Consider the following 20615-nt stretch of genomic DNA (forward strand, 5'->3'; position numbering starts at 1 on the left):
ACCTTTAAAACCGCTTCTGACGTAAGTTCACCCAATCGATATCCTCGTAGGTTTGCTTGCATTGGTTGATCGCTTCGAACACGTTCCGTTTTAAATTCAGCAAGATATAAAAACTGGCAATCTCTGAATAAGCGTAGTCAGATAAATCCAACTCACTAAAGAAATCTTCCAGTTTATTTTCAAAGGATTGGTAATCCTGGCTGTATTTTTCGAACACAGAATCGAGTTCGTCGGTCGCCTGATGGTTTGCGAGTGCGCCAGCCATCAGAGGTAATATGGAGTCGGTATGTTTGCTGCGTAACTGCTTGATAAGTGGGTTACTTAATAGCTTTTGTTCGGCAGCAATCAGAATGTTGACGTGGTTGCTCAGGGCGTCACAAGACTTGCTGAATGCACCAATCGCTTCTGGCGGTGTCTTGTCGAACAGCTTGTGGTTGATCTTAGAACCCCACACTTTGAGCTTTTTCGAAGAGACGTTCAGTGTGACCAAGTGAAGTGAACGTTTCATCTTCTTGTAAGTCGATTCAGACTGTTCGTGGTAGCTGGAGAACAAATCGCCCACATGCCTGAAATACCGCTCCTTCATGGTCAAGAACAAGTGCTCCGGACGGGAGTTGAACGGAAAGTAGTGAGCGAAAATGATCATGAACACCACCATGTAGAACAAGGTCATGATCGTCATCAGAATGCCAAAGTGATAGGTCATGTTGTTGTCGAGACCGAGGACAAACAAGCCAATCATGTAGAAGATGGTCACCGGCCCTTTAAACAAGTAGAAGCCGATAAAGGTGTAGATGAAAATGAACAAGCCGAGTTCACCGCCGAGTTCTAATCCCGGCAGGATGAAGACATACGAAGGCACCGCAAATAGGAAGCCAAACGTAAACAAAATCAGCAACATGAATGGGTGAACAGGTACGAACGACAGCAGTGACATAAAGATGGTCGAGAAGGTAACAAACGAGTAACCACCCGGTGGATTGAAATAAATCCAAATCAACCCTGCCACCCAGTAAGTGGTGAAGGTTTTCACTGCGGTTTTGAAGTTTTCGGCATCCCACCAAAGGAACTTGCTCTTCTGCTTCGGCAATTCTTGTTTGAACGAAACATTGTTGGTCACAGAATCAATACAGCTGATGCTCTCTGCTAAGCGAGATAAGCTTTGGTGCATTAATTTAAGCAAGTGACCAAGCGTGAGCGCGGAGCCTTTTGCAAGGTGTGGGGCGTCCGATAAAGCCTGTTGGTTGTAATCAACTTTAAATTCCTGCGCGCGATAGGCTGGGCCTTCGTTGTCCCACATTTCTTGACAGGTTTTGAATAGAGTTTGAATTTCTTCGATGGCTTGGTCGAAGTTGTTGATGCAGCTTCGGTCTTGCTGGTGGCTAAAGTGGCTGTGTGCTGCCACGCTGAGTTCTTGGGTGATTTGCTTATTGAAGTGGACGGCAAGTTGCCATTCTTTCATGTAGGCCGAGACATCACTGCACTCGACACTCACGGTTGCAAAGCGTTGCTCCAGCGCGTTTTGCGCGGCGAAGACTTTGTCTAGCAACTCGTCGATAGTGGGCTTTGGTTCTTCGTCTTCCTCACTGTCCAGAGTACCCGAAGCCGGAATCAACCCTTGTTGTTGAGCATGCCTTTGTTCGAAGTTCTGTAAAATCGCCGCGAACAGCGCTTGCTGAGCTTGGTTAAGTTGCTCAATAAGCTGACGAAGGTTTTGCTCTGTCTTTGTTGGCCATAAGAATGTGCCCACCAAGGTGTAAAGCACCACGCCAAAGATGGTCATGTACGCGCGGTCAACGCCGTACATAAATGCGCCTTCTGCATCACCACCGTTCGACATCATCAAAGTCATTACGCCGGTTAGGGCAAGCAGGGTTGGGTCTTTTTGGTAAGCGTTACGGAAATAGAAGATAAAGGACACAACCACAGAGACACTGAGCATGTACATGAAGCGGTCTTGAGCAAACATTCCAACTAGCAACAAGCCAATCACAGCACCGACCAATGTACCCAACACACGCAATGTGCCTTTCGCTAGCGATTCACGGCGGCTGCCTGTTGAAGCGATCAACATGACTGTCGTTGCTGCCGTCGACGCTTGCGGCCAACCCATGGCAAATGGGATCAGATAAGCCAGAGTCAGGCTAAGCGCTACTTTTGTGGCAAATTTGCTTTTATCGTTCATAGTCTCAAAGTTAGCTCAGGCTTATGTTTGTAAGTGGATGAATTTACTCAGTCAATAATCAGAATTTCGTTCTGAAAAAATTGCGGAGGCGGAATATAGCGATTGAAAAGAGGTGGTTTGTAAATCCTTTGTCAAAACCAAATTGGGTCAAAATGCTCAAATCGCCGTTCACACCCCGTTACCTATGGCGTGAGGGAAAAATGACCAAGAAAACGTTTAACTAGAAAATCTCATTACTGATACAGTTTTGCAGGAGTTACCAAACCAAATTTCTATTCAAGGCTCATCGCCAGCGTGTTAGGCATTGCTCACGTCCAAAGTGCTGTGAAAACAAGTGCCTAACAAAAAGCATAGATGATGGGAGATAAGTTGAGAGGAAAGTTTTTATTTTTTATTGGCTTGCTGGAGTCTTTGTCGGTTTTTGGGAGCGAGATAAAAATACTAAAGCGATACCACCAAGGGTGATGGCACTGGTGATGATTGAGTGGGTAGTGAGCGGCTCACTTAACAACGCGCTTCCTAAGACTAACGCAATCGCAGGGACAGAAAGTTGGCTGACTGCCGCTTGCAGCAAGGTCAGTTTTTGCATCACTTGATACAAAAGGACGTAACCGCAACCAGAGGCGATGGCGCCGGATGCAACCGCGAGCACTACGCCTTGCAACGTAACGTGAATGGACTCTAGTAGAAGAGGAGAGAGTAAAAGCCCAAAGATAGAAGCGGTAATGAATCCCCAAGTAATGCCGCTGCTAGGAGTGGGAGCTTGCTTACCCAAGGCGGTAAACCCTGCCCAACAAATGCCTGACAACACCATTAACAAAGCTGACCAAACATCAGGACGTGTCGCCGATGGCAACATTAACCACGCAAACCCAAGCAAAGAAACCGCAATACCAATCAATTCGAGTCTTTTAAACCGTTGCCCTTGCCACCAGTAGAGTGCGAGCAAAGTCAGCTGCACGGCACCAAAAAGTAACAAGGCTCCAGTGCCAGCTGCTAGTTTTACATAAGCAAAAGAGAACAGTGCCGCATATCCAAATAAGGCCACACCAGCGAACAGACTGAATCGAGTTGTTGGAATTTGACTGCGCCAGTTCCCACGCAAAAGCATGATGACGACGAGAGTCACGGCGCCAGAGAGTAAACGGATGAGAGTGAAGCTGCCCGCATCAATCAAACCTGCTGCCAATGCCAAACGGCACAACAGCGAGTTGGCGGCAAACGCCAACATGGCAATCGCGGTCAGTAAAAATGTCGACATTTCTTATCCTCAAATCTCATTAAGAGTCGCAGTGTAGCGTTAAATCGAAAGGGCTAATTAGTTGATAAAGTGATTAGTTATAGCTGAAACCATAGCGCAACGCAGAGCGGAAAGAACATCACTTTACGAAATTGAGCGAGAGCGGTAAGTGTTATAACATAACATTTGATTTTTAGACTCAACATAAAATGAGGAATTCAGATTGAATCTATTTGTTAACGATCTCACGGTTATTGATGCTTCGTATTTGTGTGAAACACGAGGTATGGTCGGCGAGAGTTGGATTCTGGACGTAGTAATGCACGGCGATCTCAACGAGATGAGCATGGTGCTGGATTTCTCGAAAGTAAAAAAACAAATCAAACAATTGGTCGATCAGTACGTTGATCACCGCTTGCTTGTCCCCGTAAAGAATTCCGCAGTCGAAAGGTCGAACACGAAAGCAGGCTATACCCAAGTTGATCTCATGCGCGGAGAAAAGAGCATTCACCTGCATTGCCCGGATGAAGCTTTTTGCTTCGTGAATGCACAAGAAATCTCAATCGAGAGTGTAACGCAACACATCCACCAAGTTCTGCAAGGTCATTTACCAACTAATGTGGCATCGATTGACGTGACCTTGCGTCATGAAGAACTCGATGGCGCTTACTACCACTACACCCACGGTTTAAAAAAGCACGATGGCAACTGTCAGCGCATTGCACATGGTCATCGTTCGCCGATTCAAATTCTGGTTGATGGTCAGCGCGATACCGCTCGTGAGGACGCTTTTGCGCAGCGCTGGCAGGATATCTACCTCGCTTCTATCGAAGATCTGGTTGAGATTAGTCATTTGGAACTGAGCGAACATGCAAGCCTCATCAACTGCGATACGCATTTTGGCTTCCGATACACCACTTCACAAGGTGACTTTCAACTTGCTATTGCGCACAGCGAAACCGAGGTATTGAACACCGATACGACGGTAGAGCTGTTGGCTGTGTTTATCGCCAATGAAATTGCACCTTCACTGGAAGAAGGACAGTCGTTACAAATCATCGCTTATGAAGGCGTAGGGAAAGGCGCAATGGCGTTTCGCTAAGAAGGCGCTGCTCAATCTCAATCAAAACTCACTTTTACTCAATATTTGGAATATCACTTTTATGGACAAACTTAATCGTGTTCTGCTTGTGGCAGGTACGCATGGTAATGAGCTTTCTGGCATTTATCTTCAAAAGCTCATCAAAGATCGCCTTTATGTTGCTGACCGTTCAACGTTCAATACTCAGTGTGTACTTGGTAACCCTGAAGCGGTAAAGCAAAACGTTCGTTATGTTGAAACCGATCTCAACCGTGAATTTGCCTTGGCGAATCAATCATCGCCTGCGACTCAGCAAGAAACTGAAATCGCGCAGCAATTCACGCAAGTACATGCTCACCAAGAGAATCAATTGATCATCGATCTGCACAACACCACCAGTAACATGGGTGCGACTTTGATTTTGGTTTCTAACGACGTGTTCTATCGCAAGATGGGTGCGTATGTGAAGCAACGTATGCCAGAAGCCAACATCTTGTTTGAAGACAGAAAAGCGTGGGATGACCAACCATACTTGTGCACCACTGGGCAACATGGCGTGATGATCGAGGTTGGAGCTCAAGCGCATGGCTCACTGAAGTACGACACGTTAGAGCTAATGAAGAAGATGCTGACCATGGTGCTCGATTACCTTGAACAGCATAACCTTGGACAAGTTGGTGAGCTGAACGACTACGATGCTTATTTTTACACTGAAGAAGTGATGATTCCTGTCGATCACGATGGTATGCGTGTCGCGACAGTTCACCCTATGATCTGTGGACGAGACTTCGAGGTAGTCAAACCGGGCGAACCACTACTCGCGACTTTCTTTGGTTACGACATTTTCTGGGAAGGCAAACAGGATATCTATCCGCACTTCATCAATGAGAGTGCTTACAGCAAAGCTAATATCGCTATGGCACTTGCTGAGAAAAAGGTTGTGAGCGCGGAGTAATTGAAACCGAGCTTAGCTTGAATGTTCGCCCTCAATTTTGAACTGTTTATAGTGCTCTTCAAATCGGTCACTTATCCAGTCCATGAGCATTTTGACTCTTGGCAGTTGATATTTGACTGGCGGACAGACGAGCGAAAGTAAGGTTTTTTCTGACCACTCAGGGAGCACTTCAATAAGTCTCCCTGATGTTAAATCAGCATGGCAGTACACATCGGTTAGTCGCGTTACCCCTAACCCAGAAATCGCCGCGTGGCGCATGGTCCTGCCTGTAGCTGCCTTAATACCTTGCCCTACGTTGATAATGCGCTGCTCTTTATGATTCTTCATGACCCAATGATCAACACTGCCATGAATCAAAGGCAAGGTTTTAAGATCTTCTGGGGCGAAGATGTTCGGGTGTCGTTCCAGAAAATCTGGACTTGCGACATAGTGTGTGCGGAGTGTGGTGAGTCGACGCGCGATGAGGGTGGAGTCTGGCATCTCGCCGACACGAAGCACCAAGTCGTAGCTATCTTCAATGAGATCGACGCGATGTTTTGAGAAATTGAGCTCTACTTCTACGTTCGGGTAGGCGGCTTGAAAACTCATCACCAATGGTGCAATAAGTTCTTCGCCAATCGGACCTCCAACACAATTCATATGAATCCGCCCCTTAATTTCGCTGGTGGCTTGCTGTGCCCACTCTGCAGCGGCATCCAGTTGTAGCATCGCTTCTTTGCATTTACGAAAGTAACCATCGCCAATTTCAGTAAGGCGGAGCTGACGTGTGGTTCTATAGAGTAACTGAACACCTAGAGAAGACTCTAATTCACTCACGAGCTGACTTACGTTTGCCTTTGATGCGCCCATCGTTTCGGCTGCGGAGGTGAAGCTTCCACATTCCGCGACATAAATAAACGCTCGAATGCCTCGCCAAGATAGATTGTTCATATAAACCTAACAGTGTTTTCATAATGCATATATATATCCGAATAATAGCGCTCCTTATACTTGTTTAAAAGAGAGGAGCAGAGTGCAAATGTTTGTGAATGCTCGTCTTTATCGTCTAAAACACCGTTAAACATAGAGAGTGAATCGAGTGAAAGTAACAAGATATGAGGCTTCATTTTTCAGCAATGGCAACCGACTTGCAGCGGAAATTCATCGTCCATCCAAAGTCGAAAATCCTTTACCAGCGGTTTTGATTGCTGCGCCGCAGGCGGGAGTAAAAGAGCAGACGGTAAGAATCTACGCCGAGAAAATTGCGGCCAAGGGATTTGTGGTATTAACGTTTGATCATGCCAGTTTTGGCGCCAGTGAAGGTGCGCCAAGATTTCATGAGAACCCATACAATAAAGCGGAAGATTGCCGCAACGGGGTCACTTATTTACGTTCCTTAGCGTATGTAAACAGTGAGCATATTTATGGGTTAGGTGTTTGTTCTGGCGGTGGATATTTAGCTCATGCCGTTGCGACAGATAGACGCGTAAAATCACTTGCGACCGTGAGTTCTTACTTTGACCACAGAGGCTTTTATCACAACGTAATTGGCCGAGAAGGTTTGTTAGACTTGCTACGTAAAGGTAATGAAGCGAGAGAACGATATCTTGCTACTGGGCAGATTGATTTTCTGCCTCACGCGCCAGCAGAAGACAGTGAGGAAATGCCACGTCTGTTCCGAGAGTTCTACCAGTACTACATGACAGAGCGCGGAGCAAAAGGCTTGTACGAGAGCAAGTTTTTGCCTTGGTCTTATGAGACGTTGGCTAACTTTTCAGCGTTGGATATTGCTGCAAACCTGACGCCGACACCACTACTGATGATTGTCGGTACAGAAGCGGATTCTGCATACGAAAGCGAGCAAATGTTTGATGCAGCTTCGCAACCCAAACAGCTGATTCGAATTGAAGGAGCGAATCACATCGCGCTGTATGATGAAGACGAATATGTTGATCAAGCAGTCGAGCAGATCATCGAGTTTTTTCATTGATCATGCATGGTACACATGAAGCCTCTCACATAATCTAAAATATAGGGAATGCGTAGCAACACAACAGCTAACATTGATATGAAAGCATAAACCTATAAAAGGGAGGTGGGTCAATGGCTTGCTCAAAAACACATTCACATTCAAACCATGCTCATGGTCCAAATTGTGGACATACGGCAATACGTCATGATGGTCATGTTGATTACTTAGTGGACGGAACCTTGCATCATCCACATGGTGATCACTGCGATGAACATGTTATTGGATTAAGTGATACCAATCCTGATGGATGTCATCCTGTTCACTCTTGCGGTGGGCATGTACATGGGCCGGGTTGTGGACATGAAGCAATACAGCATGGCGATCATGTGGATTACATTGTCGATGGTCGACTTCACCATCAACACGGCGATCACTGTGACGATCACGGGCCTGTTGAGTTGGTTCATGCGTAACAAATGCGAATAGCGAAATACGAAAAAGGGGCGAGAATATCGCCCCTTTTGCTATTGGTAGCAGTGCCGCTCTAGCGTGGGTTGGTCATTATTTATGACGAATCACCACCGCCATTTCGTCACCATCTGCGAACGGCTTTCCGCGCAAGTCGCTGTAGGTTGCTTGAACTTCTAAACCATGCGGCGCAAGTTCTGCTTTAAGCATGTCTAAAGTGAAATGTTGCAGCCAGTTATAGACTGTCCATTCTCGTTGCGCTTCAGTTATCACGTACTTGTCTAGCGTGACAAGGTCAGTGTCGTATTTGAATGAAGACTGAATACACCAGTAATCTTCTGCACTCCAAAAACCGTTCATAGCATTTTGATTGAGTGTCAGTGCTTCAGCTTGCTTGTTAAAACGTGTTTGCGTGTACACGTCTAATGCAATCGCACCATTCTCAGCCAACAGTGTTTTGAACTTAGCAAACAACGTCGCACGTTGAGCTGGATTGAGCGCGCAAAGGTCACACATAACAAGCGTGATCAAATCAAACTGTCGTGTGTCACTGAACTCTAGGTAATTGCCTAAGTGATACTCAATAGCGAGGTTAGAAGACGCTGCTTGTTGAGTCGCATATTCCAGTGAGTTTTGCGAGAAATCCAATCCTAGCACCGTGCCTACACCACGCGTTTTTAAGCGTTGGGTGTAAAGGCCAGGGCCGCAACCAAAATCGATGGTTTTTGAATCTTGGTTGAGACCAAATTCAGACACCAGCCAGTCAACAGATTCATCAATGAAGTTGAATGAGCGCGACGCGGCTTCGATTTCTTGGTTTAGATGGAAGCTGAGCATCTGTTTCGCAATGTGGTTATCTGTCCACAGTACGTCTGCGGTGTATGCTGACCAAACGACTGGTTTAGCGGTTGCTTCATTCAGTTTTTTAAACATAGTTGTAATTCCGACAATAAGTTAGCTTGTCGTCCTTACTTGAATTTAGGGGTTTTAGTTATCCTAAAACAACGTAAGGACGTTGATTAAAATGAGTGTGTTGAAAACGAATCATTGGAAATACCTCCTTGAAAATAGGGTTAAAAACGCGCGAAATTTATCAGTAATGTGTGGAAGAAGCAATCACGTATTGCTGCTGCTCTTCTCCCCATAAAGCGACTTGATGGTGTTTCTCAACCACACCAGTTTGGGATTGTACGCATTACGTTTGTGCCAAATCATGGTGAATGGGATCAGCAGCTTCTCTTGCTGTGGCTGTTCTAAAGGAATGGGTAAGCACACCAAATCTGGATGCAGCTTCTTGGTGTAACTCTCACAGTATTGCGGTGCTGTGGTCAGCATATTGTGGTGTGGTTGCGAGGCCATAAACAGAGACTGTTCGAAGCTCGACATGGTTAAGCCAATGGAGCGCTGTAAGCCAAGCTCACTCAATACTTCATCCAAAGCCCATGTTTCACTCTTTTCCCAAACAATGTTGATGTGTTGGTAACTCAAAAAGGTCTCAAGGTTCCATTCCTGCTCCAAAGCGGGGTGATCTTTGTGTAAATACACCATAGGTAAATCTGAGAACAGTACTTCGAAATCAAGAAAGTAAGGAAGTAGGTCGAGTGACTCTTTCGAGCGAGGATGACTCTCTCTGCCGGTAAAGCCGATGTCTGCCTCTCCGCGCACAATCGCGTCGAGTGAATCGTAATCCCAGTTGCTGGTTTTGACTTTCGCATCTGGGTAGCGTTGATGGATTGCAACAAGAAGATCATCAAGAATCGTCAGCACTAAAGGTGACTCAATAGTCAGATCAAAGCGCACGCCTTTGGGGGCTATATCGCTGCGTTTCTCCGCAATTTGGCTGCCAATTTGTAGCCATTCCGCCAGATCTTGCTCCATGCTTTGCGCTAATGGAGTCGGTGCTAATCCTTTCGGTGTTTTCACAAACAGAGGATCATCAAACCAGTCACGAAGCTTATTAAGCGATTTACTTACCGTTGACGGCGTAACGTTCAATTTCTTCGATGCTTTGGAAACACTCTGCTCTTGCAGCAGCAATTGCAGAGTGAATAACAAGTTGAGATCAAGACGGGCTAGTGATTTCTTCATAGTGGCTTTCATGAGCAGGCTTAGGAATAAATAGTATTAGAGCCAAGCTGATTGCGCCACCTATAGCTAGCACAAACACCAACATATTCAGCGCATTAACGCCGATTAAACCCATAAACCAGATGTAGAGGGCAGAGCAACACACTTGAGCGATGCCCAGTAGGGAGCTTGCTACACCAGCACGCAGAGAGAAAGGGCTGAGCGCTTGACTCATGGCCACGCCAAAGCCAATCGAGAAGCCAGCGCAAATCAGCCCAAATCCGAATAAGTAAAATGGGATTCCCCATTGGTTTAGGTGAGCAAAACCAATCACCATCGCCGCACTGACAAGCAAGGTTTGCGAAGTCAGCATCAGAGTACGTTGCTTAAAGTAGGACAAAGCCAATGGCGCAGAGAAAGAAGTGATCATACTGACTAATGCAGTGCCTGCCATGACAGAAGAATAGCCACCACGATCAAAACCAAGTTCGCCCATCACCAGCATTGGAGAGACATTCACGTAGGTAAGAATGGTGGTCACGCCGATGGCCGTAATGATGAGTCGGCTGATGAAAAAGCGCTCCGCGAACGTTTCTTGGGTAGAAGCTGAAGCGGTGCTTTGTTGTGGCGATGCACTAGGCTTGGATTCTTTCAGCACTACCATCGAAAGCAAACAAACCACCACACCCATGCCAGCCATTGTGGTGAATAGGCTTGGCCAAGGGAATTTGAGCATAATGAGATGGCCAACAACGGGGGCGATAACAGGAATAATGCAGGTAATGCCGTTAAGCATCGACAGCACCTTAGCGCGGCGTTTGTCATCCAATGTGTCGCGTAAAATAGCAAAAGCAACCACATAGCAAGATCCAGCCCCAATACCTTGTGCAAAACGTGCGATTAAAAACGTGTTGGATTGTTCTGCCATTCCGCCAAGCAATGATGCTGCAATAAAAATGGCTGCACCTACCATCGCTACGGGTTTGCGGCCAACGGAGTCGGCGATCTTACCTGCAAACAGCATGGTGGTTGCCATACCAGCAAGGTAAATAGAAAACGCGATGTGTAATTGTGATTCACTGGCGTTTAAATCCGCGGCAATTTGAGGCAACCCTACAAGATAAAGATCAATGGCGGTAGGATAGAGTAAAACAAGAGAGAAACTACAAAGCAGAAAACGAAACATGACAACCTCACTAACAGTTGATGAGGATAATAGTGTGCTAAACGTTTGCCTGCGAGTGGGAAATACGACAGCAGGTTTTTCCATTTACGACATACCCTGTATGAAATGGGTATAAAAACAGCAAGGATGATTATGATTACCATTGAAAAGTACACGCCATGCCGTCATGAGCAAACCCTTGAGCTGCAAGTCTTAGAGGATCAAATCCAATACACAGTCGCAAATATTCCTGAGTTATTGGAAAGTCTTAAACCGACAGAGCTAGCGCATTTGATCTTATTGGATGATCAAGTGGTCGGCTTTTTTGTCTTCGATGCCGGATACAGTGAGAATTACGACTTCTGTCCGGAAAAGAGCCTAGGCGTGCGTTGGTTATTGTTGGATCATCGTCACCAAGGCAAAGGCATTGCCAAGCGAGCCATCAGCCAGTTTGCTGATTATGCGAAATTGCATTTTCCGAGCTTTGATTTTCTCTATTTGACGGTTAATTGCCGCAATGTACCGGCTTATCAGTGCTATTTGAAAGCAGGTTTTGAAGATACTAATGAGCTGTATCATGGTGGTCCGGTTGGGCCTCAGCACATTATGCGACAAGCCTTGTAATCAGTTTTCCAGACACTAAAAAGCCGCCTAGTTCTACACTGGGCGGCTTTCTTTTAGGTGTATTGAGCGATTAGCGCACAAAGGCTTTGCGACCAGCGAACACCGCCATTGAGCCTAATTCGTCTTCAATGCGCATTAGCTGGTTGTATTTTTCGACACGTTCACCGCGACATGGTGCACCTGTTTTAAGGTGACCGGTGCGAAGTGCTACGGTCATATCGGCAATAAAGCTGTCTGTGGTTTCACCCGAACGGTGAGAAACAAACGCGCCCCATGCAGCGTGATGACACATTTGAATCGCTTCAATGGTCTCGGTTAGCGAACCAATCTGATTCAGTTTGATCAATGCTGAGTTAGCAGCATTCATGTCGATCGCTTTTTGGATGTATTTGGTATTAGTAACCAGAAGATCATCACCAACAATTTCGATCTTACCGCCGAGCTTCTCATTCAATAGTGGCCAGTTATCCCAATCGTCTTCGGCAAGTCCATCTTCGAGAAGAACCACAGGGAAGTCTTCTACCAACTTCTCGTAGTATTCAATCATCTCTGCAGAGGTCAGTTCACGATTCTCTGAGCGTAGCTTGTATTTACCATTCTCATAGAACTCACTAGAAGCAGGGTCCATACAGATACCGACATCGACACCAGGTTTTAATCCGGCTCTCTCAATGCCTTTGACAATCAACTCTAATGGTTCGCGGTTGGACTTCACAGCTGGCGCAAAGCCACCTTCATCACCGACGCCGACCGAGTGATTGGACTCCAACAGAACTTGGCGCAATGCATGATACACCTCGCTGCCCCATTGCACCGCCTGTCTGAAGTTTTCAGCACCGTATGGCGCAATCATGTATTCCTGAAAATCCGGACCTTGCCAACGAGCATGCACGCCGCCGTTGAGGATGTTCATACAAGGCACAGGTAATAGATTAGCGCCCACACCGCCAAGATACTGATACAACGGTACGTCAGCGGTTAGTGCAGCTGCGCGAGCAACAGCAAGGGAGACACCAAGAATGCCATTCGCGCCGAGACGGGATTTGTTTTCGGTGCCATCTAACTCGATCATAATGCGGTCAATTAACGCTTGATCGCGTGAGTCCAAACCAACAATGGCTTCAAGCACTTCGGTGTTGATCAGTTGAACGGCATTGAGCACACCTTTGCCACCAAAGCGGGTGTCGTCACCATCTCGCAGTTCAACCGCTTCTCGTGAACCAGTACTGGCACCCGATGGCACCGATGCTCTTGCTGCAATGCCACAGCCGAGTGTGACTTCGACTTCCACAGTCGGATTTCCGCGTGAATCCAAAATTTCGCGCGCCAGAATATCCTCAATCAAGAAATCCATAGTATGTCCTCAATGATCAGTTAGGTGGGGAAATGACTTTAAGAGTGTAGACACAGATTTTTGATTACGATGACTCTTGATATCTTTGATGTTGAAGACAGTTGTTTATGTGGCTGTTTTCACATAAATTCCAGAAAGGCCATTGGTGATCAAGGAAGAGTCGTGAAGATAGAAGTCGACAATTTAGAAAGAACAGCAGTCATTGCATTGCTAGAAGAACATTTGCAAGACATGTACGCCACGTCGCCACCAGAGAGCGTGCATGCGCTAGATTTGGATAAGCTCAAAGCACCAGAAGTGACATTTTGGACCGGATGGAAGGGTGAACAACTGCTTGGGTGTGCTGCGATTAAAGAGTTGGATGACCAACACGCGGAGCTGAAATCCATGCGCACCACGCCAGCGGCAAGAAACCAAGGAGTGGCGTCTCAGTTATTGATTCATGTGATTGAGCAAGCGAAGCAAAAAGGCTTGCAGCGCTTGAGTTTAGAAACGGGCTCGATGGAATTTTTTAAACCTGCGCGCCTGCTGTATGAAAAGCATGGCTTTGTGTACTGCGAGCCGTTCGGGGATTACGAACTCGATCCGAACAGTCAATTCATGACCCTAGAACTGAGCTAGGGCCATTAATTTTTAGAAGCTAAATCCAATCGATTTAGAAATTTAGATTCAAGTTGATGGTTGGCGACAACAGGTCTGAACGCTCGTCAGCCAATCGCTTTCTCTTCTCTTTCAGACGTTTAGCATTGTCTTTGTCTGGGTTGCCATCAAGTTGATTATCGATGACCGAGATTTCAGTATCGATCTCTTGGATGCGTTGCTGGCGTTGATATTCTTGATGACCTAACTGGTAGTTTTCAATGAATTCTTTGCTGCTGCACACACCGTAGTATTCCTTGCCCTCGATACCGACAGTGTAACCATTGTCTGGTGAGCAATATTGGATAGTGCCTTTATCAAAACCTTCTTTCCATTTCGCTCGGTCTGGTGTCACACCCGCTTCACCACAGTCTTCGGTATAGCTATTGATAACGTTTGGATCGTTGCCGTCTCGGCCATCTTGATAACCTACCTTGTACCAGTTCGCCGTCTTGCACTCATCCGGAGACATGCTGGCGCAACCAGAGAGCAAAGTGAGTAAAGCTAGGGGGATTAGCGCTCTTTTCATCAGTTACTGTCCTTTAAACAAAATCGAATTGATAACTCGAGTGTAAAATGAACACTGTTCATATCAATGGTTGAAATCATTGTATTCACAATTGTAGTGACTCATCAGTGTGAGTGATAAGTTCACCACGCTGAATGAGAGGGTGTTTGATTAATATTATTCACGGATTTTGCCTTTGTGGTATCAATCCGATAGCCTTTGCGCCAAAGTAAGTGAAAAAGATGTGCATCTAAGCAAGTATCGTCAGTGAGGTTAGAACATTGAGCGACCAATCGACCGTCGTCATTATTGAGGACGAATCTGCCATTGCAGAGAACCTGATTCATGTATTAGATATGGATGGCTACCACGCAGAGTGGTTTGCAACGGCAGGAGAGGGCTTAGCCTTTTTGCAGCATAACTCTGCAGCGTTACTTGTGTTGGACGTGGGCTTACCGGATGGCAATGGTTTTGAATTATGCAAAACCATCCGTGAGTTTTCTGATATTCCCATTATCTTTCTCACCGCAAGAAGCGATGAAATTGACCGCGTAGTGGGCTTGGAGATTGGCGCGGATGATTACGTGACTAAGCCATTTAGCCCGCGAGAAATGCTAGCGCGCATTAAACTTCGAATCAAAGCTAAAGCGCCAATGATGGAGCACAAACCAGAGCCTGTGGCTGTTCCAGAACAACCTCAATTGAGCCATGATTTGGTTGCGCAAAACTTCGATTATGGTGTTGGCGGGCAAATGCTTGGGTTAACTGCGGTCGAATTTAAGATTCTCGATAAACTGATTTCCGTCTCTTCCAATGTATTGAGCCGAGAGCAGCTCATGGTCGCGGCAGACATGGCGCCAGAGGCTGCATACGAGCGCAATATCGATACCCACATCAAAGCTATTCGCCATAAGTTGAAGCCGTTTGAGATGTCTGAACGCATCTGTACCAAGCGTGGCTTTGGTTACTTTTACTGCATTAAAGGTGAATGATGAATCGCTGGCCGAAGATCCCACTTGGACTCAGACTGTTTTTTCTCTACTTCATCTTAGTCGGGATGACGGCTTACATGGTGAGCAAAACCGTTGTCCAAGAACTTAAGCCAACCGTACGTCAAACCACCGAAGAGACACTGGTGGATATGGCGAACTTGCTTGCGGTATTGGCGGAAGAAGACGTTGCAAACGGAAAGTTGTCTGAGAGTCGCTTCTCCAAACTACTAGCGGCTTATGGGCAGCGAGAACCCCAAGCGCGCATTTGGGAAATTGGCAAAAAAGCGATTAACCATCGAATTTACATCACCGATAAACAAGGCATTGTGATTGCGGATTCTTGGCAGCAAGACGTAGGCAAAGACTACTCGCAATGGAACGATGTGTATCTCACGTTGCGTGGTCAATACGGCGCGCGCAGTACCATCGAAGACCCGAAAGATCCGCTCTCAACCGTTATGCACGTTGCTGCGCCCATTTACCACAAAGGCGAGATCATTGGCAGCGTGACGGTGGCAAAATCCAATCGCTCAGTACAACCCTTCATCGATCTTTCTAAACGCAATGTGTTGTTTTGGATGGTGTGGATGAGTGGTTTAGTGCTATTGGCAGGGGCATTGTTTGCTTGGCGAATTCACTCGGCACTGAACAAGCTGGAAGACTATGCGACCAAAATGGGTGAAGGTGAAAAGGTCTCTAAGCCAACATTTCGTATCTTTTATGAGTACGGCACGCTAAGCGACGCATTGGAGAAAATGCGCAATCAGCTCGATGGTAAACAATATGTGGAAGAGTACGTACAGACGCTGACTCATGAGCTGAAAAGTCCGTTATCAGCGATTAAAGGCGCGAGTGAAATATTGCAAATGCCATTGCCTGAAGAAAAGGTCACGCGCTTTGCTGGCAACATTGAGCGAGAAAGCGACCGCATGCAGTCATTGATTGATAAGTTGCTAGAACTTGCTCGTCTTGAAAAGCGCCCCGAGCTAGAACAAGTCGAAGCTATCTCGCTAAAACAAATGGTCAATGAAGTGGTTGAATCGGCGGATGCGCGTTTGAGTGCAAAGTCGGTGATTGCCAACATCCAAATTGATGACCATCTCTCCGTGCTTGGTGATGCCTTCTTACTGAAACAAGCCGTTTTTAACTTGATGGACAATGCGCTGGATTTTGTTGATTCGGAGGGATGCATTGAATGGAAAGCTGAGGTCGCGAAAGAGAAAGTGTGCCTGTCGATTTTCAATTTAGGTCCTCACATTCCCGACTACGCGATGTCGCGTTTGACGGAACGCTTCTACTCCCTAGCTCGGGGAAATGGCGTTAAGAGCACTGGGCTCGGGCTGAATTTTGTTGAGCAAGTGATCAAGCTGCACAAAGGTCAGTTACAAGTTGAAAACGTCGATTCTGGCGTGAAAGTGACCCTGATTTTACCAACTCCATAGAAACTCCACATTAGCTCCATTCGTTCTCCAAATTGCTGATTTAGATTACTCCCATCAGCAAATGGAGAATGAAACATGAAAAAGATCCTCAATAACCAACTCGGCACGAAGTTCGCCTTCGTGCTGTTTTTGTTTGTCTTACTGCAAATCCCGCTTTCAATGGTCACAGGGCTGATTTCAGAACGCTCATATCGCCAAGATGAAGTCAGAAACGACATCGCACGCAGCAGCAGCGGCGAACAGCGCATCATTGGTCCATTCATCATGGTTAACTACACCGAAACCAGTTACCGAGATGACAAAGTACAGATTAAAGAGCGTCGTAAATTTCTTTTACCTAGCACTTTTGATATGAGCGCGAATCTGGACAGTTTTGAAAAGTACCGAGGCATTTACCGTGCGCGTTTATACAAAGCACAAGTGGCACTGAAAGGCACTTTTGATGCAGACGATCTCGCAGCGTTGCAGGGACTTGATATTGAAGATATGAGCCTAGTGGTTGGCATTGAAGACAGCCGTGGATTGATTCGTTTGGATGACATGACCATGGCGAGCTCTGATATCGAAGTCGCACCGGGAACGGGGCTAGACCAGTTACCACAAGGCTTCCACAGTGATCTGACACTTGCAGACCTAAACCCAGCACAACCTTTGGCTTTCGATCTTAACTTCTTGCTGCAAGGGATGGGTCAGCTTCAAGTCACACCAATCGGCAGTCAGACAACGGTTGAACTCTCTTCAACTTGGGCACATCCAAGCTTTATTGGTGATTACTTACCGGTGTCGTCAGAGGTATCTGAAGATGGATTTAACGCGCAATGGGCGAGCAACAACTTCTCAACCAATATCGCGCAGCTGTTCCAAAGCTGTTTGTCATCGAATCACGCTTGTCACGAGCTTGAACAGCGACAAATGGGCGTAGATTTGATTGACCCTGTTGATCACTATTTGAAGTCTCACCGAGCTGTGAACTATTCACTGTTGGTTATCACATTAGTGTTTGCGAGTTTTTTCTTACTGGAGCTGTTCCAAGCGCGTCCGGTTCACCCAGTGCAATACGGCTTTATTGGTCTGGCTTTAGCACTTTTCTATCTATTGCTGATTTCGATGAGTGAACACCTCGGCTTTAACTGGGCGTATGTGGTGTCAGCAGTCGCATCGACGGGGCTTTTAAGTGTGTACGTGAGCGGTATGTTGAGCAACACCAAGCACGGCGCGATATTCGGAGCGTGTTTGCTCACTCTCTACGGATTACTGTTTGGCTTGCTACAAGCAGAAAGCTACGCATTGGTGATGGGGACATTGCTGTGTTTCGCGATTTTGAGCTTCACTATGGTCATTACACGCAACATCGACTGGTACGCACGAAATAAGAAAGCGGAAGAAAGCGCAAAGGCGAATCATGAAGATGTTTAAACGAGCAATTCTCACTGGGCAGCCAAGCAATATGATGGAAGAAACGTCCGCTATCCACCTGCGATTTTCGGTAAAAAATGGACTGAAAAGTTTGGTGTGTTTTATCGCATTGGTCGTTATCGCACTCTATGTTCGAGACAGCTTTATTCGTCCGACATTTGGTGATGTTCTCGTTGTGGTTTGGCTCTACTACTTTCTTGCAAGTATGTTCTCTATGCCCGTTAACTGGCTGGTTTCATTGGTGGTGTTGATTGCGTTTGCCGTAGAGTTGGGGCAATTGCTTCAGGTCGCAGCTTGGCTTGGTATCGAATCTTCATCGCCTCTGGCTGTAATTTTGGGCGCTACATTTGATTGGAAAGATCTGCTGGCTTACTGCATCGGAGGTCTACTGTGTTGTTGGATGGAAAAGAAATGAAAACCGAGATGAAAGCTATTGCGCTACCAGACCGACGTCGACATTCCAAACGAGGTATTCGTAAAAGGATCAAAATCAGTTTACTCAAGCGCGTGTACCTTTGGTCACTGACCAATAGAGAACTGCTGTAAACCTCACCTGTTTATATGAAATACAAAAGGGAATCTTAAACTCACCGGCGCACAGGGTGAGTTAAGATTCCCTTTATTATTCATTGAGACGTCTAGCTGCTACTTTTAATTAGCTTTCAAATGAAAGTTTCTCGCCGAACGTCTCTTTCCAGTCTTTATCGAACTGTTCAACCGCCGGTTTTACTGCTGGGTGAGCGAACATTTGTGCCGCCACATCAGTTGGTAGAGTAATCGCTTCGATGCCCAGTTTCATCACCTCCATCGCTTGTTGAGTGTTCTTGAAACTGGCTGCCAAAATCTTCGCTGGTAGTTGGTTTTGATCGAGCAACAATTGAAGATCTGCGACCACTTCTACACCGTTGCCGTTCATCGCATCAATGCGGTTTACGTAAGGTGCTAGATAGTCTGCACCGCACAGTGCTGCAAGGAAACCTTGTTGAGCTGAATAGATAGCGGTGGCAAGAACCTGAATTCCCTCTTTTTTCATTAGCTTAATTGCTGCTAAGCCGGTTTCTGTTGCTGGCACTTTTACCACCATATCGTAAGGCAATTCATTCAGTTGGCGCGCTTCTGCCAGCATACTTTCGACGGTTGAACTCACAACTTGAGCATGAAAGCGAGGTGTACCGCCAAGTGCTTCTTGCATGCCTGCTAGGGTTTCATTCAGTCCCTGTTTTGACTTCGCCAAAATGCTTGGGTTTGTCGTCACGCCTTTTAGCGGTAGGCACTGGTTAAAGCGTTTTACTTCTGCCACATCAGCAGTATCTAAATAAAGTTCAATCATGGTTTCTACCTTAAACAAAATCTTCGTTTTGATGATGGGATCACTATAGATCTGACAATCGAACGAGATCTTGATTTTGATCAATTGAAATTTCATTTGAAACTATAATAATTTCATTAAATGAAAGTTTAGTGAAACTTGTAAACGCTCAAATGAAGCTTTCAGTTCGAACAAAGAAAAGCCGCTCATAAGACTTAACCAGCAAGAAACGGATTAAGTACACAGCGGTAGCACAGACCAAGAGGCAAGCAGAGATGTATTTCAATATCCAACGATTCTCTACCCATGATGGCGATGGCATTCGTTCCATTCTTTTTCTTAAAGGATGCAGCTTGTCTTGCCCTTGGTGTCAAAACCCAGAAAGTCGCAGCGAAAAACATTCACTGTTGTTTGATCAGCAAAGCTGTATGGAAGGTTGCCAACTGTGCGTTTCTGCTTATCAAGCCACAACTCAATCCAGAGCGGATAGTGAAACGGTGAGCGATGGTATTCAACGCATCGACAACCAGATCATCATCAATCGCAAAGCCATCAAAGAAGACCAGCTGATCGCGCTGCGAGACGTCTGTCCTACGCAAGCACTGACTGTATGTGGTGAAGAGGCGAAATCAGACATGTTGTTCGACACCTTGATGAAAGACAAACCTTTCTACGACCAAAGCCAAGGTGGTGTGACCTTCTCCGGTGGTGAGCCACTCATGCAAGCAGATTTGGTGGCGGAACTCGCGCAGCGTCTGCATGACAACCAAGTCTCTACCGCTATTGAATCGTGCATGCATGTGCCGTGGAAGAACGTCGAAAAAGCCGCGCCGCATATTGATTGCTGGTTGGCAGATTTAAAACACACCGATGAAGAGAAGTTTCTTAGCTGGGCGAAAGGTTCACTAAAACGCATCAAAGACAATTTCCGAAAACTGGCACCTATCGCGAAACGCATTGTGATTCGCGTTCCAGTGGTGCCGGGGTTCAATGACACCATCGAAGAGTTGAAAGACATCATCGATTTTGCGGCTTCACTAGAAAGCTGCCAAGAACTTCACTTGCTGCCGTACCACACGCTCGGCATCAATAAATACCGTTTGCTCGATATGCCTTACGAGTGTTCTGACAAGCCATTAAACAAACCAGAACTGCTAGAAAGCGCCATGCAATACGCAAGCGAAAACACCCAACTTAACGTGATTGTAAGAGGTTAACT

Annotated in this window: 21 protein-coding genes; 12 read left to right on the top strand and 9 right to left on the bottom strand. The window is 46.2% G+C overall.

All coding sequences use genetic code 11. From position 1 onward, the window contains the following. Positions 1-4: 4 nt before the first annotated feature. Together KIT90_RS12185 and KIT90_RS12190 are read right to left on the bottom strand one after the other, a co-directional pair. Positions 5-2185, bottom strand: a complete 2181-nt coding sequence (locus tag KIT90_RS12185) for an FUSC family protein (RefSeq protein WP_285376852.1) — start codon at positions 2183-2185, stop codon at positions 5-7. A 391-nt stretch (positions 2186-2576) separates the two neighbouring features. Beyond that, complete coding sequence (locus tag KIT90_RS12190) at positions 2577-3446, bottom strand: DMT family transporter (RefSeq protein ID WP_285376853.1); 870 nt, start codon at positions 3444-3446, stop codon at positions 2577-2579. A 202-nt stretch (positions 3447-3648) separates the two neighbouring features. Here KIT90_RS12190 and KIT90_RS12195 point away from each other — a divergent pair, with 202 nt between their 5' ends. Together KIT90_RS12195 and KIT90_RS12200 are read left to right on the top strand one after the other, a co-directional pair. Beyond that, on the top strand, positions 3649-4527 hold the full coding sequence (locus KIT90_RS12195) for a 6-carboxytetrahydropterin synthase (RefSeq protein ID WP_180826885.1): 879 nt from the start codon (positions 3649-3651) through the stop codon (positions 4525-4527). Positions 4528-4588: 61 nt separating this feature from the next. Next, the gene (locus KIT90_RS12200) at positions 4589-5461 is read left to right on the top strand and encodes an aspartoacylase (protein WP_199481921.1); all 873 of its coding nucleotides are present in this window, start codon (positions 4589-4591) and stop codon (positions 5459-5461) included. Positions 5462-5473: 12 nt separating this feature from the next. Here KIT90_RS12200 and KIT90_RS12205 read toward each other — a convergent pair whose 3' ends face one another. Further along, positions 5474-6391, bottom strand: a complete 918-nt coding sequence (locus KIT90_RS12205) for a LysR family transcriptional regulator (RefSeq protein ID WP_285376855.1) — start codon at positions 6389-6391, stop codon at positions 5474-5476. 148 nt (positions 6392-6539) lie between these two features. Between KIT90_RS12205 and KIT90_RS12210 the strand changes: the two genes are divergently transcribed. Both KIT90_RS12210 and KIT90_RS12215 read left to right on the top strand, forming a co-directional pair. Then, positions 6540-7430: an alpha/beta hydrolase gene (locus KIT90_RS12210; protein WP_285376856.1), complete on the top strand. Its 891-nt coding sequence runs from the start codon at positions 6540-6542 to the stop codon at positions 7428-7430. Between the two features lie 342 nt (positions 7431-7772). Continuing rightward, complete coding sequence (locus tag KIT90_RS12215) at positions 7773-7898, top strand: hypothetical protein (RefSeq protein ID WP_285376857.1); 126 nt, start codon at positions 7773-7775, stop codon at positions 7896-7898. A gap of 75 nt (positions 7899-7973) precedes the next feature. Here KIT90_RS12215 and KIT90_RS12220 read toward each other — a convergent pair whose 3' ends face one another. From KIT90_RS12220 to KIT90_RS12230, 3 genes are all read right to left on the bottom strand, one after another. Continuing rightward, a complete protein-coding gene (locus tag KIT90_RS12220; protein ID WP_285376858.1) occupies positions 7974-8813 on the bottom strand; it encodes a class I SAM-dependent methyltransferase in 840 nt (279 codons plus the stop codon). Between the two features lie 183 nt (positions 8814-8996). After that, positions 8997-9968 (bottom strand): HTH-type transcriptional regulator YidZ, encoded by a 972-nt coding sequence (yidZ, locus tag KIT90_RS12225; protein ID WP_041056374.1) that lies wholly within the window; start codon positions 9966-9968, stop codon positions 8997-8999. Further along, complete coding sequence (locus tag KIT90_RS12230) at positions 9943-11133, bottom strand: MFS transporter (protein WP_285376859.1); 1191 nt, start codon at positions 11131-11133, stop codon at positions 9943-9945. Before KIT90_RS12230 ends, yidZ begins: the two co-directional genes overlap by 26 nt. Positions 11134-11265: 132 nt before the next feature. Here KIT90_RS12230 and KIT90_RS12235 point away from each other — a divergent pair, with 132 nt between their 5' ends. After that, positions 11266-11736 carry a GNAT family N-acetyltransferase gene (locus KIT90_RS12235; RefSeq protein ID WP_285376861.1) on the top strand — a complete coding sequence of 157 codons (471 nt, stop codon included), beginning with the start codon at positions 11266-11268 and terminating at the stop codon, positions 11734-11736. A gap of 70 nt (positions 11737-11806) precedes the next feature. Here KIT90_RS12235 and eno read toward each other — a convergent pair whose 3' ends face one another. Next, positions 11807-13090, bottom strand: a complete 1284-nt coding sequence (eno, locus tag KIT90_RS12240; protein WP_038879500.1) for a phosphopyruvate hydratase — start codon at positions 13088-13090, stop codon at positions 11807-11809. Between the two features lie 162 nt (positions 13091-13252). On the opposite strand from eno, the gene KIT90_RS12245 reads away from it, so the two are divergent. Beyond that, positions 13253-13711, top strand: a complete 459-nt coding sequence (locus KIT90_RS12245) for a GNAT family N-acetyltransferase (RefSeq protein WP_180826893.1) — start codon at positions 13253-13255, stop codon at positions 13709-13711. 34 nt (positions 13712-13745) lie between these two features. On the opposite strand, the gene KIT90_RS12250 is transcribed toward KIT90_RS12245, so the two are convergent. Beyond that, a complete protein-coding gene (locus KIT90_RS12250) occupies positions 13746-14258 on the bottom strand; it encodes a DUF2799 domain-containing protein (RefSeq protein WP_009706451.1) in 513 nt (170 codons plus the stop codon). A 260-nt stretch (positions 14259-14518) separates the two neighbouring features. On the opposite strand from KIT90_RS12250, the gene KIT90_RS12255 reads away from it, so the two are divergent. The 5 genes from KIT90_RS12255 to KIT90_RS12275 all read left to right on the top strand — a co-directional run bounded on the left by KIT90_RS12255 (position 14519) and on the right by KIT90_RS12275 (position 18633). Further along, complete coding sequence (locus KIT90_RS12255; RefSeq protein ID WP_285376863.1) at positions 14519-15229, top strand: response regulator; 711 nt, start codon at positions 14519-14521, stop codon at positions 15227-15229. Then, positions 15229-16671 (top strand): two-component system sensor histidine kinase CreC, encoded by a 1443-nt coding sequence (creC, locus tag KIT90_RS12260; protein ID WP_285376947.1) that lies wholly within the window; start codon positions 15229-15231, stop codon positions 16669-16671. The genes KIT90_RS12255 and creC overlap by 1 nt, the downstream gene beginning before the upstream one ends. 75 nt (positions 16672-16746) lie before the next feature. Beyond that, complete coding sequence (gene creD / locus KIT90_RS12265) at positions 16747-18087, top strand: cell envelope integrity protein CreD (protein WP_285376864.1); 1341 nt, start codon at positions 16747-16749, stop codon at positions 18085-18087. Further along, positions 18074-18502, top strand: a complete 429-nt coding sequence (locus KIT90_RS12270; RefSeq protein WP_285376866.1) for a DUF2809 domain-containing protein — start codon at positions 18074-18076, stop codon at positions 18500-18502. Before creD ends, KIT90_RS12270 begins: the two co-directional genes overlap by 14 nt. Continuing rightward, on the top strand, positions 18499-18633 hold the full coding sequence (locus KIT90_RS12275; protein ID WP_281419932.1) for a hypothetical protein: 135 nt from the start codon (positions 18499-18501) through the stop codon (positions 18631-18633). The genes KIT90_RS12270 and KIT90_RS12275 overlap by 4 nt, the downstream gene beginning before the upstream one ends. 109 nt (positions 18634-18742) lie before the next feature. Here the strand turns inward: KIT90_RS12275 and KIT90_RS12280 are convergent, their stop codons facing one another. Beyond that, positions 18743-19417, bottom strand: coding sequence for a fructose-6-phosphate aldolase (locus KIT90_RS12280; RefSeq protein WP_285376868.1), 675 nt, complete (start codon positions 19415-19417; stop codon positions 18743-18745). Between the two features lie 254 nt (positions 19418-19671). Here KIT90_RS12280 and KIT90_RS12285 point away from each other — a divergent pair, with 254 nt between their 5' ends. After that, on the top strand, positions 19672-20613 hold the full coding sequence (locus tag KIT90_RS12285) for a glycyl-radical enzyme activating protein (RefSeq protein ID WP_285376869.1): 942 nt from the start codon (positions 19672-19674) through the stop codon (positions 20611-20613). Positions 20614-20615: the final 2 nt, after the last annotated feature.

Source organism: Vibrio sp. B172a (assembly GCF_030248355.1).
GTDB lineage: Bacteria > Pseudomonadota > Gammaproteobacteria > Enterobacterales > Vibrionaceae > Vibrio > Vibrio owensii.